This window comes from Caballeronia sp. GACF4 (genome assembly GCF_023631025.1).
Taxonomy (GTDB): Bacteria; Pseudomonadota; Gammaproteobacteria; order Burkholderiales; family Burkholderiaceae; genus Caballeronia.
Window position 1 is genome coordinate 128,159 of sequence record NZ_JALQDW010000026.1, and the last position, 17,372, is coordinate 145,530.

The 17,372-nt window shown below is 62.8% G+C and carries 14 protein-coding genes and 1 riboswitch; of the genes, 7 read left to right on the top strand and 7 right to left on the bottom strand.

From position 1 onward, the window contains the following. Window positions 1-7 precede the first annotated feature (7 nt). Window positions 8-1,204 carry an amino acid aminotransferase gene (locus tag NCR40_RS24515; RefSeq protein ID WP_250510933.1) on the top strand — a complete coding sequence of 399 codons (1,197 nt, stop codon included), beginning with the start codon at window positions 8-10 and terminating at the stop codon, window positions 1,202-1,204. Here NCR40_RS24515 and NCR40_RS24520 read toward each other — a convergent pair whose 3' ends face one another. Then, a complete protein-coding gene (locus tag NCR40_RS24520; protein ID WP_502801024.1) occupies window positions 1,205-1,573 on the bottom strand; it encodes a hypothetical protein in 369 nt (122 codons plus the stop codon). Window positions 1,574-1,690: 117 nt separating this feature from the next. Between NCR40_RS24520 and NCR40_RS24525 the strand changes: the two genes are divergently transcribed. The 3 genes from NCR40_RS24525 to NCR40_RS24535 all read left to right on the top strand — a co-directional run bounded on the left by NCR40_RS24525 (window position 1,691) and on the right by NCR40_RS24535 (window position 5,016). After that, window positions 1,691-1,939, top strand: coding sequence for a hypothetical protein (locus tag NCR40_RS24525; RefSeq protein WP_244830978.1), 249 nt, complete (start codon window positions 1,691-1,693; stop codon window positions 1,937-1,939). A 50-nt stretch (window positions 1,940-1,989) separates the two neighbouring features. Beyond that, window positions 1,990-2,316 (top strand): hypothetical protein, encoded by a 327-nt coding sequence (locus tag NCR40_RS24530; RefSeq protein ID WP_250510934.1) that lies wholly within the window; start codon window positions 1,990-1,992, stop codon window positions 2,314-2,316. 117 nt (window positions 2,317-2,433) lie between these two features. After that, entirely contained in the window at window positions 2,434-5,016 is a 2,583-nt protein-coding gene (locus NCR40_RS24535) for a glucose/quinate/shikimate family membrane-bound PQQ-dependent dehydrogenase (RefSeq protein WP_250510935.1), read from the top strand. A gap of 97 nt (window positions 5,017-5,113) precedes the next feature. Here the strand turns inward: NCR40_RS24535 and NCR40_RS24540 are convergent, their stop codons facing one another. After that, complete coding sequence (locus tag NCR40_RS24540; protein ID WP_244830975.1) at window positions 5,114-5,251, bottom strand: hypothetical protein; 138 nt, start codon at window positions 5,249-5,251, stop codon at window positions 5,114-5,116. A gap of 536 nt (window positions 5,252-5,787) precedes the next feature. Between NCR40_RS24540 and NCR40_RS24545 the strand changes: the two genes are divergently transcribed. Next, complete coding sequence (locus tag NCR40_RS24545) at window positions 5,788-7,290, top strand: PQQ-binding-like beta-propeller repeat protein (RefSeq protein WP_250510936.1); 1,503 nt, start codon at window positions 5,788-5,790, stop codon at window positions 7,288-7,290. Between the two features lie 6 nt (window positions 7,291-7,296). Here the strand turns inward: NCR40_RS24545 and NCR40_RS24550 are convergent, their stop codons facing one another. Continuing rightward, window positions 7,297-8,505, bottom strand: coding sequence for a glycoside hydrolase family protein (locus tag NCR40_RS24550; protein ID WP_250510937.1), 1,209 nt, complete (start codon window positions 8,503-8,505; stop codon window positions 7,297-7,299). 356 nt (window positions 8,506-8,861) lie between these two features. Further along, a complete protein-coding gene (locus tag NCR40_RS24555) occupies window positions 8,862-9,308 on the bottom strand; it encodes an ester cyclase (protein WP_250510938.1) in 447 nt (148 codons plus the stop codon). Window positions 9,309-9,393: 85 nt separating this feature from the next. Beyond that, window positions 9,394-9,561: riboswitch (yybP-ykoY riboswitch) on the top strand. Between the two features lie 14 nt (window positions 9,562-9,575). Between NCR40_RS24555 and mntP the strand changes: the two genes are divergently transcribed. Then, window positions 9,576-10,145 carry a manganese efflux pump MntP gene (mntP, locus tag NCR40_RS24560; protein WP_250469181.1) on the top strand — a complete coding sequence of 190 codons (570 nt, stop codon included), beginning with the start codon at window positions 9,576-9,578 and terminating at the stop codon, window positions 10,143-10,145. A gap of 48 nt (window positions 10,146-10,193) precedes the next feature. Here the strand turns inward: mntP and NCR40_RS24565 are convergent, their stop codons facing one another. The 3 genes from NCR40_RS24565 to NCR40_RS24575 form a co-directional block, all read right to left on the bottom strand. Next, window positions 10,194-11,570, bottom strand: a complete 1,377-nt coding sequence (locus tag NCR40_RS24565) for a CoA transferase (RefSeq protein ID WP_250469182.1) — start codon at window positions 11,568-11,570, stop codon at window positions 10,194-10,196. A gap of 197 nt (window positions 11,571-11,767) precedes the next feature. After that, entirely contained in the window at window positions 11,768-14,227 is a 2,460-nt protein-coding gene (locus NCR40_RS24570) for a hybrid sensor histidine kinase/response regulator (RefSeq protein WP_250469183.1), read from the bottom strand. A gap of 421 nt (window positions 14,228-14,648) precedes the next feature. Beyond that, on the bottom strand, window positions 14,649-15,839 hold the full coding sequence (locus NCR40_RS24575) for a GGDEF domain-containing protein (protein ID WP_244830968.1): 1,191 nt from the start codon (window positions 15,837-15,839) through the stop codon (window positions 14,649-14,651). Between the two features lie 263 nt (window positions 15,840-16,102). On the opposite strand from NCR40_RS24575, the gene NCR40_RS24580 reads away from it, so the two are divergent. Beyond that, window positions 16,103-17,368, top strand: coding sequence for an MFS transporter (locus tag NCR40_RS24580; protein WP_250510939.1), 1,266 nt, complete (start codon window positions 16,103-16,105; stop codon window positions 17,366-17,368). The last annotated feature ends 4 nt before the right edge of the window (window positions 17,369-17,372 follow it).

Consider the following 17,372-nt stretch of genomic DNA (forward strand, 5'->3'; position numbering starts at 1 on the left):
CACCACCATGTTCGAACATATCGATGCCTACCCCGGCGACCCGATTCTCACGCTGAACGAAAACTTTCAGAAGGACCCGCGCACCGACAAGGTCAATCTGAGTATCGGCATCTATTTCGACGATGCCGGCCGCCTTCCCGTGATGCAAGCCGTGCGCGAAGCCGAGCTTTCGCTCTTGCAGGAACTCGGCCCGAAGCCGTATCTGCCGATGGCCGGGTTCGCGCATTATCGCGATGCCGTGCAGACGCTCGTTTTTGGCGCCGAGAGCGCACCGCGTGCCGACGGACGCATTGCGAGCGTGCAGACGCTCGGTGGTTCGGGCGCGTTGAAAGTGGGCGCGGATTTCATCCGGCGTTACTTCCCGGACGCGAAGGTGTGGGTAAGCGATCCGACGTGGGAGAACCACCGTTTCATCTTCGAGCGCGCGGGCTTCGAAGTGAACACATATCCCTATTACAACGAAGCAACCGGCGGGCTGTTGTTCGATGCCATGCTGGACGCCATCGACAAGCTGCCTGCAAAGAGCGTCGTGCTGCTGCATGCGTGCTGTCATAACCCGACAGGCGTCGATCTGGACGAAGCGCAGTGGGTGGAGGTCATCGACGTGCTGCAAAAGCGCGACTTGCTGCCCTTCGTCGACATGGCGTATCAAGGCTTCGGCGCAGGGCTCGACGCCGACGCCTTCGCGGTGCGCGAGATTGCGCGGCGCGGCGTGCCGGCGTTCGTCGCCAACTCGTTCTCGAAGAATTTCTCGCTGTACGGCGAGCGCTGTGGCGGCCTGCATGTCGTGTGCGACGATGCCGTCGAAGCCGATCGCGTGCTCGGTCAATTGACGAGCGCGGTGCGCGCGAACTACAGTAATCCGCCGACGCACGGCGCGAAGATCGTGACCAAGGTGCTGAACACGCCGGAACTCGCGCAATCGTGGCGCGAGGAACTGGCGGCGATGTGTCAGCGCATCGCGCGTATGCGGCACGCGATTCACGACGGCCTGCGCGAGCATGTACGCGGCGAGGCGCTTGCGCGTTATATCAAGCAACGCGGCATGTTCACGTACACCGGCTTGCAGGCGGAGCAAGTGGACCGTCTGCGCGAGGAGTTCGGCGTATATATCTTGCGCTCCGGCCGCATGTGCGTCGCGGGCCTGAACGACAGCAACGTGCAGGTGGTGGCGGACTCCATCGGCAAGGTGCTGGCGCGCTAGTCATGAAGCGGGACACGAGAGCACGCTCTGCGAAGGCAGCGTGCCCGGTCCCGCATCCACCTTCGAACCGCGCGGCGGCGTCGCAACGAGCCGCACGCTGTTCTCTCCCGCATTCGCGAGCACGTACTGCTCGGGACTTCCATCGGGCTGCCAGTACACGCGATACACCGCATCGTCTCGATAGACGTGCAGCGCGCCGTGTATCGTCTCGTCGCCGCGTTTCAGATTCACGCTTTCGCCTTCGCGCAGCGCGAATGAGCTGCCCGCCGCGCCTTCGAGTGTGCCGCATGGCGCGGCTTCGGCGCTGCTTGCCGCGACAGCGCGAAACATCAACGCCATCGCGCATAGCGAAATCACACGAATGTTCAAGAGTATCGGCCTCGTTCGATAAAGGGCTGCGCCCCATACTCCGCGCGCGTTTTGCCCGACGTTCCCGCGCGCGTGTGCTACCTTGAATGAAGCAGCGTTCAGTCCCGGAGGGCCGCCATGTCAGTGATCGCACCGGACGAGAAAGCGGAGTTTCTTGCGATTCTCGCGCGCCACCGTTTCACCGAGGGCGATTTCCTCGTGACCGAAGCAGGCGCGTCGGATGTCGTCGACGACGTCTATCCATTGCAGGGCTATGTAACGATCGTGCGGCGATCCACTTCGAAGGAACGCGAATATCGCATCGGGCATGGCTCCCACTGGACCGTTGCCTTCGAGAAGGATCTGAACAAGCGCGTGTTCGGCTGAGGCGGGCACGCGATATCGGGCACGATGACATCCTTGAAGCGGAGCACGCGATGAGACCGACCGATTTTGCCTCGTTCAAAGCGCATGTCGCCATGTTGTTGCGCGACCTGCCGCGCGGCATGACCGCTGATTTCAACGACGTGGCCGTGGCTTACTGGAACGGCAAGGAAGTGATGGGCGCGTACCTGCGCGATAACGGGCGTATCGACGAAGACTTCGATTTCGACGAGAACGCGTGGGGCGTGTGGTGCGACGAGTTCCTCGCGTGGCTCGACGCGCCGCGCTTCTCCGAACGAAGCGATCTGAAAGCTGCATTACTCGCCGATCTCCCCATAGCCGACGTTCGTCTCGGACGCTGGCCGCGCGCTCTGGCTTGAGCCATTGCAACGTGTCGTCACGGCACGCGAATTGCTACCCTCCCCCGGTTCACCATGTCCGAACCACGGCCGCAGGACGGCTGTGTTCCGCCATTCATCATCACGGAGGGTAGCAGTATGGCTGGCACCGGAAGACTTCATCCGCTCACGTTCGTCACGGCCGTCGGGTTCATCATCATCGGCGCGGTGCTTGCGGCCGGTGGTGCTTACCTCGTGACCTTGCAAGGATCGTGGTACTACGTAATCGCGGGCGCGGCCATCGTACTGACCGGCCTTTTGCTGTTGATACGGCGACGCTCCGCGCTCTTGCTGTTTGCAATTTTCCTGTTCGCCTCGACGATCTGGGCCGTCTTCGAAGTCAAGTTCGATTTCTGGCAACTCATGCCACGTCTCTGGATTTGGCTGCTGCTCGCACTGTGGCTGCTGATTCCATTCGTGCATCGCGGCGCGCTGTTCGGGCCGCCTTCGACTGCACGCGCCGCGCGCGTGCCGCTGGCCGCTGCCGTCATCCTCACGCTGTTGCTCGGTGCAGGCACGTACTTTCAGGACTTCCATGACCGTCCGGGACGTATCGATGTCAACGTAGCCGCCGATCCGAATCAGGCCGATCTGAACGCCGGCACTGGACGCGCGGCAAGCGACTGGACCGATTACGGCGGCTCGCCGCTGGCGCAACGGTATGCGCCGATCGCGCAGATCACGCCCGAGAACGCGCATCAGCTGAAAGTGGCGTGGACGTTTCGCACCGGCGACATGCCCGGCCCCGACGATCCCACGGAGACGACGGACGAGAACACGCCGATCAAGGTCGGCAACACCATTTTTCTGTGCACGCCGCATAGCAAGGTGATCGCGCTCGATGCCGCGACGGGTGCGGAACGCTGGCGCTTCGATCCGCAGATTCAAAGTCCCATCGGCTTCAAACACTGGGAGCACATGACTTGCCGGGGCGTCGCTTATTACGATGCGGCAATGCACGTGGGTCCGCCCTCCGCCGCCGATGCGGCTGCTTCCGCTTCCGCTTCCGCGCCAGCGCTCGACGCGAGCGCATCCGCGCCCGCGGCTTCGACGGATACGACGGCTTCCGACGCCACCGCTTCGGCCAGCGCCTCCGCGCCCGCCGAAGCATCCGCGCCCGGCGCACCGGCCGCACCGGCCGCACCCGTAGCCGTTGCTCAAACCGCCGCCACCGGCGAGTGCTCGCGCCGTCTCTTTCTGCCGACCGCCGACGCCCGGCTCTTTGCGCTCGACGCCGATACCGGCAAGCCCTGCACGAACTTCGGCAAGAACGGCGCGATCGATCTGCGTTTGAACATCGGACCGTTCACGCCCGGCGGCTATTACTCCACCTCGCCACCCGCTGTGGTGCGCAATCTGGTAATCGTCGGCGGTCACGTGACGGACAACGAATCGAACAACGAACCTTCTGGCGTGATCCGCGCGTTCGACGTGAACGACGGCCATCTGGTCTGGAACTGGGACTCGGGTAATCCGGACGCCACCGAACCGATCGCGCCGGGCGGCACCTACGTGCGCAACTCGCCCAACATGTGGTCGATGTTCAGCGTCGACGAAAAGCGCGGTCTCATTTATCTGCCAATGGGCAACCAAACGCCCGATCAGTGGGGCGGACAGCGCACGCCGCAAGCCGAGCGCTTCGCGGCAGGCCTGGTCGCGCTGGATGCGTTCACGGGCAAGCTGCGCTGGAACTACCAGTTCACGCACCACGATCTGTGGGACATGGATGTGGGCGGTCAACCGACGCTCGTCGATTTGCAGACGGCGGAGGGCACGCAACCGGCGGTGATTGCATCGACGAAACAGGGCAGCATTTACGTGCTGAACCGCGAAACCGGCAAGCCGATCGTGCCCATTACCGAGACGCCGGTGCCGCAAGGCGCTGCGCGTGGCGACCACACCGCGCCGACGCAGGCGGTTTCCGCGCTCAACTTCAATCCGCCGCGCGTGCGCGAGGCCGACATGTGGGGCACGACGCCGTTCGATCAGCTCTGGTGCCGTATCAAGTTCAAGAGTCTGCGTTACGAAGGCCCGTTCACGCCGCCGTCCGAGCAGGGCACGCTCGTGTTTCCGGGTAACTTCGGCGTGTTCGACTGGGGCGGCGTGTCGGTCGATCCGGTGCGGCAGATCCTCATCGCGAATCCAGACTACATGGCGTTCGTGTCGAAACTGATTCCGCGCGAGAAGCTCGACGCGCAGCAAGGGGAAAAGAAGGGCAGCGAGACGAGCGGTATCAAGCAGGCGCGCGGCACGCCGTTCGCCTATGAAATCAGCGCGTTTCTTTCGCCGCTCGGCATTCCGTGTCAGGCGCCGCCGTGGGGTTACGTGGCGGGCGTGGATCTGCGCACGGGCGGGATTGCGTGGCAGCACAAGAACGGCACGATCCGCGATAGCGCGCCGCTGCCCATTCCGATGCCGCTCGGCGTGCCAAGCCTCGGCGGAACGATGGTCACGGCAGGCGGCGTGGCGTTCCTCACCGGTACGCTCGACCAGTACGTGCGCGCCTACGACGTGCGCGATGGGCACAAACTGTGGGAAGCGCGTCTGCCCGCGGGCGGCCAGGCGACGCCGATGAGTTACGCCGATGCCAGCGGCAAGCAATACGTGCTGGTCACGGCTGGCGGCCACGGTTCTCTCGGCACGAAAGCCGGCGACTACGTGATTGCCTACACGCTGCAGTAACGCAAACGGTAAGCGAAAAAAAGGAACGGCGGGCAATTGCCCGCCGTTCCTTTTTCAACCTGCGCGACAGCATGATCGCCGCCGCGTGTGGAGCGACTCAAGCCGCGCGCCGATAGGCATCGGCCATCAGCTTGCTGACTTTTGCGCGTGTCTTGAGCGCGTCCAGAAAAGCGGCGCGCACGGTCTTGGCAATGGCGAAAACAAACGAACTTGAGGTAACGGCGATGACGGCCATGACTAAACTCCCTTAAAAATGAACGACCTAGGGTAACTAACTAGGTAATAACCCTATATTAGCATGTTGTGACGCAGTGCAACAAGTTGCTTTCAATATTTCCAAAAGTGTGGTTTGCGTGCAAGCTGAAGGGCACAGGCCGTTTGTGATGGAAGTGGAATCCAAATTGCTCCAATGCAGGGCAAAACCGACTGATTACGCCGTTCTTCCAGAAGGGAGGATGTATGAAAGGGGATCGCTCGAGCCGTGCCGGCGCGTTGCCGTGGCTGTGTAGCGCAGTAATCGTGTCGGCCATCATTGGCGGATGCAGCGGGGGAGGCGGTTCCAGTTCGACTCCGGCGGCGGGCAGCAGCGCGCCGGAGTCGAATCCTTCGGCGGCCTCAAGTCCGTCAGCGGCGTCGACTCCGTCAGGCGCGTCGAGTCCCGCGGGTGCTTCGAGCCCTTCAGGCGCATCGGACGCATCCGGCGCTTCGGGGTCTTCGGGGTCTTCGGGCGGAGCGGGCGGGGGCACCGTCGTTGCCCCTGTCGCCCATCCGATGGACGTTGCGACCTATCACAACGACATCGGCCGCACGGGCCAGCAACTCGCGGAAACGAAGCTCACGCCCGCGAACGTCAATTCGACGACCTTCGGCAAGCTCAACGTGCTTGCGGCGGACGGACCCGTGGACGCGGAACCGCTCTTCCTGACGAGCGTGGCAATCGCGGGCGGCACGCACAATGTGCTCTACGTCGCCACCGAAAACGCCAGTGTCTACGCGTTCGACGCCGACACCGGCGCGATCCTGTGGAAATCGTCGACGTTAGGCGCAGGCGAAACACCGAGCGACGACCATGGCTGCGGCCAGATCACGCCGACCATCGGCATTACGGCGACGCCGGTCATCGACCGCACGCGCGGCCCGAATGGCGCGATCTACGTGGTCGGCATGTCGAAAGACACGTCGGGCAAGTATCACCAGCGCATTCATGCGCTCGACATCACGACAGGTGCGGAACTTTTCAACGGTCCGACCGAAATCGCCGCGTCGTATCCCGGCACGGGCGCGGGCAGCGCGAATGGCCGCGTGAGCTTCGATCCCGGCCAGTACGCCGAGCGCGCTTCGCTGTTGCTGCAAAACGGCGTGGTCTATACCGCGTGGACATCGCATTGCGATATCATGCCGTACACCGGTTGGGTGATCGGCTATAACGCCAGCACGCTGCAGCAGGCAAACGTGCTCAATCTCACGCCGAACGGCCAGATGGGCGCGATCTGGATGAGCGGCGCGGGCCTCGCGTCGGACGGCACGTCGATCTATTTCCTCGATGCCAACGGCACTTTCGACGCCACGCTCGACGGCAACGGCATGCCGATTCATGGCAATTTCGGCAACGGCTTTCTGAAACTCGGGACTTCGCCCGCCCTCGCCGTCACTGATTATTTCCAGCCGTCGAACACGGTGAACGAATCGGCGGCCGATGAAGATCTGGGTTCGGGCGGCGCGCTCGTATTGCCCGATCTCGTCGATGCGGGCGGCACGACGCATCATCTCGCGCTCGGCGCGGGCAAGACATCGACGATCTACGTGGTCAACCGCGACGCGATGGGCAAGTTCGATTCGAATGCGGATCACATCTATCAGGAGATCGTCGGGCAGATTCGCGGCCCGATGTTCGCCATGCCCGCGTACTTCAACAACACCGTTTATTTCGGCTCGATTGGCGACAGCATCAAGGCGTTCGGCATCGCGAACGCCGCCTTGTCCACGACGCCGACGAGCCAGACCGCGAACAGTTTCGGCTCGCCGGGCGCCACACCGAGCGTGTCTGCGAACGGCGCGGCGAACGGCATCGTGTGGGCGGTGGAGAATGGCACCATCGCCGTGCTGCACGCCTACGACGCCAGCAATCTCGCGCGCGAGCTTTACAACAGCAATCAGGCGGCGGGCGCGCGCGATCAGTTCGGGCAGGGCAACAAGTTCATTACGCCGATGATCGCGAACGGCAAGGTCTATGTGGGGACGCGCAACGGCGTGGGCGTGTTCGGTCTGCGGTGATGCCTGTCATGGACGCGGATTGGTGGCGATGAATTGCTTCACGGCGGCGTAGGCGGGCTTGGGCGTCTGGCCGTCGTCGAGGATCACGCCGTAAGGTCCTTCGCCGCCAGGCGGATCGTCGTAGAGCTGGTAGATCTGCAAGGATTCGATGTCGTAGCGCACCGCGATCGCTCTCAGGCCGCCGAGCATGTCGTTGGCAAGGAAGGCGGCCGCTTGCTGATCGGTGCCGAAGTCGGGCCGCACGCCCATTTCATTGATCCATACCGGCTTGCCGAACCGGGCAAGCGCGCCGATGACGTTGTAGCAACCCGTGCCGCCGCACGCGTGCTCGATGTTGCCCTGGTCGGAGTACCAGTGCCATGCCGTGATGTCCCACGTCACGATGGGATGCCCGTCCGAACCGTCCGGCTGTGTGCCGTTCGCGAGCATCGTCACGAAGCCGTACTGCATCCACGCATTGCCGCCCATGACGATCTTGCCCGACGGGTCCATCGACTTGATGCCGGCGATCATGCCTCGGATGACGCCACGCGCAATCTGGAACTTTTGGTTGTCGAAGTCCGTGGGCCGCACGCCGTCCACCCATCCGGCGACCGTTGCCGAGCCGAGTTCGTTGGTGACTTCGTAGTAGGCGTAACGCTGCACACTCACGACGTCGCGCGCGAGCGCATAGGCCGATTGGTAGGCGGAGTCTTCATCGGCGAAATCGATGCCCATCAAGATCACCGGGTACACCGTCACCCCACCGGCGGCCAGCGCGTTGGCCACATTGGCGAGACGCATGGCGGTTGATTTGCTATACACCTCGTTGCGATACAGTTTGATGCCGAGATCCTGAAGCTGCGCTAATTGTCTGGCGGCGCCAGCAAGATAATAGACATCGCCGTAACTGTTGTGACCGTTCATTCCGTAGAATAAATCGCTGGCGACAGGATTTATGGCGGTGGACGCGGCGTGATGACGATAGCGTGAATCATCGACGCTCGATGGCACGTTAGCGCTGTCCGAACCACCGCAAGCGGTTAATAACAGACTTGCTGAAAAGATCGCAGGCAAAACAGGTTTTGTGTTTCTGCAAAAACTAATTAAGCGATGAGCGATTTGCATAATCCAAAACAAGCCGATGACGTGTGCTCGCTTATGTCGCGGAAAATTAAATTCATTCGCGAACGCGAAGACAGGTGAATAGCGCGATGCTGATAACGTGAAGCGCAAGCGGGGCCGCGCCTTTTGCCGAAGGGAATGGCGCGGTGCGTCGAGAAATATAGACGGTGACAGACGGGATAATCAAGACTTAATCGCGTCACTTTCACGAGCCGCGCTTATCTTTGCGAGATAATCGAAGAGCGGAGGATGTAATCTTAATGGCGACAGCGATTCAGGCTTCAGAAGCAAGCGCGTTGCGAGATTTATTTGGTCGGAAAAATCAAAGCTGAATAGTCAGCGGGCAATGCGCGGCGCATTTGAAAATAGAAAATTCGCGACGCGCCGCCCACGACGTGTTGGAGAGAATGATAAACGACGTATGCTTCTGACCTTTGTCGTTTCAATCGACTTCGCGCGTTCTCGAATTACGCATCCGATCCAATATCGCGCGGCACTTCGCCAATTTGCCGAAACACGCTCAACCAGTCTTCCAGATGCCACGTCTTCGACACACGGTCATCGCGTATCTCATGGAACGAGTGAATGGCAAATCGAACCGGCTTCGATGTCGCCGCGATGCCCATCAACGGACCGGACTGCGTACCGCTCACTTCCGCGCGCACGCCGACGCGATTGTCCTGCGTGAGCATGTCTAGAATCTCGATGCGCATGTCAGGCAGCGCAGCCGCCATCTCCGCGAAGATCGGGATCATCTGGTCGGGACCGGCCTCGAAGCCGGCCGGCTCAGGCAGATATTCCCAGTCCGACGTCACGGCTTGGCGCAGCAAGTTCACGTCCTTTTGCGCGAAGGCGGCGTAAAGACGCTCGACGGCCGCGCGGGCTTCTGACTGGGTGATGTGTTCTGCCTCCATGGTGCCTCCTGAGCGTTAGGGATGCGGCGTTGCAACCCACTTTAACCCAATGGTCCGGATCGGGTGATCTGTCGTGTTAAGCTCGCATTTCTTCGTTGGGGAGTAGCCGGCTTTCCCGCCCGGGAAAGCGTCCATGTCAACACGCTCGGTCTTTCGACCGTGGCATGGGCAGCCGTCACAGGTTGGCAAGACCATCGACAGAATGCGCTTCCGGTCGGGCGCGCCTTCTGTCCTTGTGCTTGCCCGACCAGACCAGAGCGCTACTCGATGAACCTCGCTTCCACCGTATTCCTTGCTTTCGCCATGTCCACCGACGCCTTCGCCGCCGCCGTGGGCAAAGGCGCGAGCCTGCATAAACCGCGCATCGGCGAGGCGCTCAAGGCGGGAGTCATCTTCGGCGTAATCGAGGCGCTCACACCGCTCGTCGGGTGGGCGCTCGGCCGCGCCGCCGCGCAATACGTCACCGCGTGGGACCACTGGATCGCTTTCGGCCTGCTTTTCGTGCTCGGCGCGCGCATGATCCGCGAAGGCTTAAGCAAATCGGCTCACGAAGAAGAGAAGCCCAATTCACATTCCTTCTGGGTCCTCGCCGTCACGGGCTTTGCCACCAGCATCGACGCGATGGCGGTCGGCGCGGGCCTCGCGTTCATCGATGTCGATATCTTCTCGACCGCCGCGACCATCGGCTTCGCAACCATGCTCATGGTGACCATCGGCGTGATGGTCGGACGGCTGGTCGGCGCGACTATCGGCAAGCGCGCGGAGATCTTGGGCGGGCTGATTCTAATCGGCGTGGGCAGTGTGATCCTTGCGGAGCATCTTGGTTACTTGAGTTGATGCGAAGTTCTGCATGTCGCGTTTGAAATCGCCGCCCATGCCACGAACTCACCACTTCGCCTCATCCGTTCCCGGCGGCACCGATGGCCTCGCGTAACCCGCCGGCGTGCGCTCGAAGCGCGCGCTCGGCGTGACCGCGCGCAGCATGCCGAAACCCGATTTGCTTTCCTCGGTGTATGCGGCGATGTCCGGCCGCGCCGTCTTCAACCCTCCGTCGATACGTCCAAGCCCGCGCAGCCAGTGTCCCGTCTGTGCGAGCGAAACCTCCACGTGCCAGCTACCGCCTTCCGTTTGTTGCTTCCATAGCGCGGCGGCCGCGCCGAACGCCATCAGAAAGCCGCTCGCCATGTCGAGCATCTGCATGGGCAGCGCTCGCGGTTTGCCATCGCCCTGCGCTTCGCCTTCGGCGGCGTTGAAGCCTATCGCGGTCTGCACGAGCGAATCGAAGCCACGCCGATCCGCCCACGGACCTTCCGTGCCATAAGCCGACAAGGACACGTACACGATGCCCGGCCGCCGCGCCACCAGCGCCTCGGGCCCGAAGCCAAGCTCGGCGATCCCGCCCGGCCGATAGCCTTGCGAGAAGACATGCGCGTCATCGATCAGCCGCCACAGCGTCGCGCGACCGTCTTCCGTGCGCAGGTCGAGATGCGCGGAGCGCTTGCCGCGACTCGTCTCGGCGATAGCGGGAATGTTCGGCAGATGCGGCGAATTCACGAGCATCACGTCCGCGCCGAACGAGGCGAGCGCTCGACCGCCCGTGGGACCGGCAAGGATGCGCGTGACGTCCAGCACGCGGATATCGGTCAGCGGGCGCGCGTCATTGTCGAGCGCGGGCAGCGCGAGTGGCGCGGCGTCGCCGATACGCGTGATCTTCAGCAACGGCTGCGCGGCGATGGCTTTGGCTTGCGGCGTCGCATCCCATTCTTCGAAGCTGCGCAGCATCGTCACGACGAGGCCGCGTTCGGCGCACGCGGTTTCGTAATCGTTCGCGCGCCATTCGAGCAGCGCGCGTTCGGCATCGGCGCGCGTGGCGCTGTGCGGGTCGAGACCCAGCACGCGCAACGCGCCATCCTGATGATGCTCGAAGTTTGCGTGTATGCGCACGTAGCCATCGGCCGTGCGGTAGAGGCCCGAGAATTCACCCCAGGTCTCGGGTTCGGCACCATCGACCGTGAACCAGTCGGTGCATTCGACGGCCGCGTGCGTCATGTCGACGCTCACGCGCTGGCGGTCGACGCCGCGCGCATGAGCCAACTCGGAGGCCGCGAGCGCTGCCGCCGCGATGGTCGATTGCGCCGCTTCGCCCACGGCGAAGGATGACGGGAACACCGGGTCGTGTCCGGGTAGATCGACGAGGTGGAGGGCATCGTCGGGGAGGCCGGCGAGTTGCCAGAGATTCGTAAGCGTTGCGAAAGAAGTCATGGCGATGAGTGCGCGCGGGTCAGCGATAACGCATTGTCGCGCCGATTGATTGAGCGCGCACGTTGCGCTTGTCTGCAGCGCGTGGATCAGCGGAAAAAGTGGTCCGCGAGGCGGCGCAGGCGGTCGCGACTTGACGCCGACGGCTCAACGCTTGGCATAGGCCCGCAGGATGCCCACCGCCAACCGCCCGCACACCCTCACTTCCCCGCCATCGCCAACACGCGCTCCAGCTCAGGCAAATCCACCGGCTTGACCAAATGCGCGTCGAACCCGGCCGCCCGCGTGCGCGCCATGTCTTCGTCGGAACCAAGACCCGTCATTGCGGCGACGATCACACGCTTGCCTTCATCGCGCATCTGACGAATGACGTCGAAGCCCGTCATGCCCGGCATCGATAGATCGAGCAGCACGACTTGCGGACGCGTCGTCCCGAACGATGCCAGCGCTTCCGGGCCGTCATACGCCGCGCGCGCCGCGTGACCGAGCATATCGACGAGCAAGGTCATGCTGTCGGCCGAGTCGCGATTGTCGTCGACGACGAGCACGTCGAGCTGACGGCTCGCCACCGCATTCGGCGCGGAAGGCGGCATGATGCCCTGCGTGGGCGGTTGCGCGAGCGGCAGCCACAAGCTGAACGCGCTGCCCTTGCCAGTGCCGCCGCTCTTCGCCTCGACGTGGCCGCCATGCAATTCGGCGATCGCTCGAACCAGCGTGAGGCCGATGCCAAGCCCGCCTTCATCCGGATGCGCGCCCGGCGCATGCTCCTGCACGAAAAGATCGAATACGGAGGCGAGCGCATCGGCGGAAATGCCGCGACCCTGATCCGTCACGCGCAGAAGCGCCGCGCCGCCGCGTGGACCGATTTCCAGCCGGATGGTCGACTCGGGCGGACTGAATTTCGCCGCGTTGTTGAGCAGGTTATTGAGCGCTTGCACGAGCCGCGTCGGGTCGCCATTGACGAAGAGGCGCTGGCCGCTGTCGTCCACGTCGAGCCGCTGCCCGCGCGCCTCGAAAAGCGGTTGACTCGCTTCGACACTCAGGTGCACGACATCGGCGATATCCACGGTCTCGGTCGCGAGCCGGATCTTGCCGGAACTCACGCGGCCCGCTTCGAGCAGATCGTCCACCAGCTTGGTCAGATGCGCGAGCTGCCGGTCGACGATATGGCGGCTGCGAATGACATCGGCATCGTCGGAAGCCTTCAGTTTGAGAATGCTCACCGCGTTGCGGATGGGCGCGAGCGGATTGCGCAGTTCATGGCCGAGCAGCGCGAGAAACTCGTTCATGCGGCGGCTCGACGCCTCGAGTTCTTCCAAACGCCTGCGCGCGGTCATGTCGCGCGTGATCGCGACGAAGCCTTTTTCGCGGCCATCGGCGGCGGGCAGCGCGCTCAGAATGACGTGCGCCCAGAACTCCGAGCCGTCCTTGCGCGTGCGCCAGTCCTCGTGTTCCGTGCGGCCGCGTTCCGCCGCGAGGCGCAAGTCGTCGCCAGGACGGTCGCGGCCCTGTTCGTCCGACAGATAGAAGAGCGCGAAATGCCGGCCGATCGCTTCTTGCGCGGTGAAGCCGTAGAGCGCGCGCGCGCCGTCGTTCCACGAACGGATGATGCCATCGTGGTCGAGCATGCAGATCGCGTAATCGCTCACCGAATGGATGAGGAGCCGCAGGCGTTCGTCCGCTTCCGTCGCGCGGCGGCGATCCGTGATGTCGTGAATGAAGCACGCGAACTGCCGCTGCCCGTCGAACCACACTTCGCTGATGGTCAGCTCGGCGGCGAATTCGCTGCCGTCGCGGCGCAGCGCATGCAGTTCCACGCGCGTATTCATCATGCGCGCCTCGCCGGTGGCGAGATAGCGCGTGAGACCGGCGCGATGCGCATCGCGATAACGCTCCGGCACGATGAGCTGCGCGAGTTCGCGGTCGAGCGCCTCTTGCGCGCGCCAGCCGAAGAGGCTGGTCGCAGCCTCGTTCCAGTCCACGACCATGCCGGCTTCGTCCATGGCGACGAACGCAATATGCGCGTTGTCGAGCACGGTGCGGCGACGACGCATGGCATCGGCAAGCTTTTTTTCGTATTCGATACGTAACGACAATTCGACCGTCAGGTCCGCATTGACGCTTTGATTCTCTTGCAGGAGTTTGCGGTTCTCCTGCGCGATTTCCTCGCGTGCAAAGGTTTCCGCAATGCACGCGCAAAACGCGTTGAGAATGGAGATATCGCTTTGGCTGAAGTAATCGGGTTCGCTTGAAATGAGTTTCAGCACCGCGACCGAACGGCCTTCGTAAATGACCGGCGCGACCACCATGGAGACAGCACCGACGGCTTCGCATGCAGCACGATCCACGCGATGATCATTCGCCGTATTGCGGCTGATGAGCGCTTGTTGCCGCGTGATGCACAAGCCCGAAAGACTGCCCGCGGTGGGCAGACGCGTGCCGACGCTTTTCGCGGCGACTCCGCTCGCCGCGCAATAGACGAGCTGATCGCCTTCGATCCACTCGACAACCGCGGACGCCACGCCGGCAACTTCCCTCAAGGTATCCGTGACTCTTTGCAGATAAGCGGGAAGCGGCAGCCGGGAATGGGCGAGACTTGCAAAAATAGCGAACCAGCGCTGAAAGTGCGCCTGACGGTTATGTTCCGCCTTTGATTTCATGTTCGGAGTCGAAGCCTCGAATTGCGAGTGCATAGCTCTTGTTCCAATCGACGGATCGCGAATTGTAATCGCGGAAATATCGAAAAGCGCAGCCGATATTTTATTTTGGTATTGAAACACAAAATCCTGCGCAAACGTTTGCGAGGAGAGGAAATTTTGACTCCGCTTGTAAGGCGTAGCTGAATCGATTAGGAGTCGATACGGCGAAACCCGCCTTTCGGATGCAAGTCATGCATGCCTTTTAATCGCCGGACCGATTGAAAAACAATATTCTTTATAGCTTCAGCGGTAAAAACAGCGAACTTCGAATACCGATTTACTTGCCTTCGTCAGAAGCCGGTAAATTTTAGCTTCCGGCTTCCGGCTTCCGGCTTCCGGCTTCCGGCTTCCGGCTTCGGGCTTCCGGCTTCGGGCTTCGGGCTCATGCAGTCCGCGCCGCCGGACGAATGCCGGATGGCCGCGCCGCCTTGAACCAGCGTTCTGCCGCCACCCAACGATTCTTGCCCGCGCGCTTGGCTTCGTAGAGCGCGTTGTCGGCGTCGCGCAACACGCCGTCGAGTTCGCGGTCGTCGTCGCTGAACTTCGCAATGCCGATACTCACGCCGATCCCAAGCGCCATCCCGTCGTTCGCCATGAATGGCTTCGACAGTTCGCGCACGAGCGTGTCGGCGAGTGCCGGCGGGTCGGCTTCGGGAGGCGTCACGATCACGAATTCGTCGCCGCCCAGGCGCGCGACCAGCGCGCCTTCGCCCGATACCAGGCGCAAGCGTTTCGCGACGAGCGCGAGGAGCGTGTCGCCGATTTCGTGGCCGTGATCGTCGTTGATCGCCTTGAAGCCGTCGAGATCGAGATAGAGCAGCGCGCTTTCATCGTTCTGATAACGCTTGCCTGGCACGCGCGAGCGCAACGCCCGGAACAGACCGGCGCGATTGAGCAGGCCGGTGAGCTCGTCGTATCGCGCGCGGCGGTCGTTTTCCTGCTCGGCCTTCATCGTCGTGACGAGCATGCCGTTCAGGCGGTACGCGGCGGCGCTCATCGCGAAGAGATAAAACGGAATCTGCAGGCACGTGACCCAGAGCGTCGGCTCGCCCGACAGGAGTGCGCCTACGCAGCACGGCCCGAGCGACAGGAAGATCATCACGGCGACCAGACGCGGCGCGCCGAAGTTGCGAAAACAGATGCCGCCGACCATCGCGGCCGCAGACAAAAACGAGAGCGTGGCCGCGACCCAGTCGCCGGAGAGCACGCTGACAAGGGCGCCGTAGCCGACCGTCGCGCCCCACATGGGCGCGAGCAGCACGTAGAGATCGGTGAACGTGGCGCGCCGTTCGCGCGCGCGGCGGCGCGCAAGGACGAGCACGACGAGCCGTACGAAACACACGGCGATTTCGAGCGCGAGCCACACATGAAACGCGATGGTCGGATGACGGCGCGTGAGCACCCAGGCGACGAGAATCGTGTTGAGCACGCCGCCCGCGAAAATGGGCAGCGTGCCGAACAGACTGCCGACCAGGGCGACGCGAATCGCGCGGGGGATGTCCGGCCCCGCGTGCAGTAACCACTTGGCTGCCCGCAAGCGGGGCAGCGTGTACACCTCAGTCAGTTGGTCCATGTCGGTGCGATGCGCGGATCGGCAAAGGCCGGAGTGGCGAAAAGCCATCCATCACAACGGTTAACGGCGGGGGCGCGGGGAGCTTTAGGGCGCCGATGATGGCCGTTCGACGCGAAGCGTTCCGCCTCCACCGATCGAAGCCGTAAAGGTTTACCCCTGCAACTCCTTCATTGACACGCCCCGCTTGTCTCAACTACGCTGAATGTACATTGGATGCACTGAACGTTTTCAGCGCAAACCGAGGCCCTCACCAGGAGACATCGATGGAGACGCGTGCGCGCTGGACTCTCGTAAGTCTGTTGTTCGTAGGTGGAGCGATCAGTTATCTCGACCGGGCGGCGTTATCGATCACCGCGCCGCTCATTTCCCGCGAGCTCAACCTCGATCCCGCGCAACTCGGCATCGTGTTCTCCAGCTTTTTTGTGGGCTACGCGATCTTCTGTTTCGTCGGCGGCTATTCGGCGGATCGATGGGGACCGAAATCCGTGCTCGCCGTCTCCATGCTCGTCTGGTCGCTCTTTTGCGGATTGACGGCAACGGCGGTCGGCATCGTCAGTCTGTTGCTCGTGCGCATTGTCTTTGGCATGGGTGAAGGGCCGCTCTGCGCCAACATCAACAAGCTCGTGTCGAACTGGTTTCCGCGCAGGCAGCAGGCGAGCATGATCGGTATCGCGAATTCCGGACAGTCGGTCGGCGCGGCGATCGCGGGGCCCGTGGTCGGCTTTCTCGCGCTGGCGACGAGCTGGCGTATGTCGTTCGTGATCATCGGCGCGGTCGGCACGCTCTGGGTGCTCGCGTGGTTGCTGCTGGCGAAGGACAAGCCGTCGACGCCCATCGAGGAATCCGCCGAAGCCCTCGCGCAAGACGACGCGGCCCTCGCCGCCGATGGCTCCCCCGCGCCGTTGTCCACTTACCTGCTGCGCCCAGCGATCCTTTCGACCGCGTTCGCCTTCTTCGGCTACGCCTACATCCTGTACTTCTTCCTGTCGTGGTTCCCGAGCTATCTGACGATGGCGCATCACCTCAGCATTCAGAAGATGGCCGTGGTGAGCGTGATTCCGTGGGCGGTCGGCGCGACGGGCCTCGTGGTCGGCGGCCTGGTCTGCGACTGGATCTACAAGAAGACCGGCCGCGCCATCTTCGCGCGCAAGATCGTGCTGATCACGAGCCTGGGCGCGGGCGCGGTGTGCATCGGCGTGACAGGCACGGTGACGGACCTGACGAGCGCGGTCACGTTGATGGCCATCGCCGTCTTCTTCATGTACGCGTCGTACAACACCTACTTCGCGATCGTGCTCGATACCGTGGAAAAGCGGCGCGTCGGCGCGGTCGGCGGTTTCGTGCACTTCATCGCCAATCTGGCGGGGATCGTCGCGCCGGCCTTGACGGGTTTTCTCGTGCAATGGTCCGGCAACTTCAAGAGCGCGTTCTTGCTGACCGGCGCGATCGCCGCGCTCGGCGCGATCTTCGTCGCGGTGTTCGTAAGACCGCCCAAGCCTCAATTGCAGCTTCAACCCGAACTCGCGTAACGGC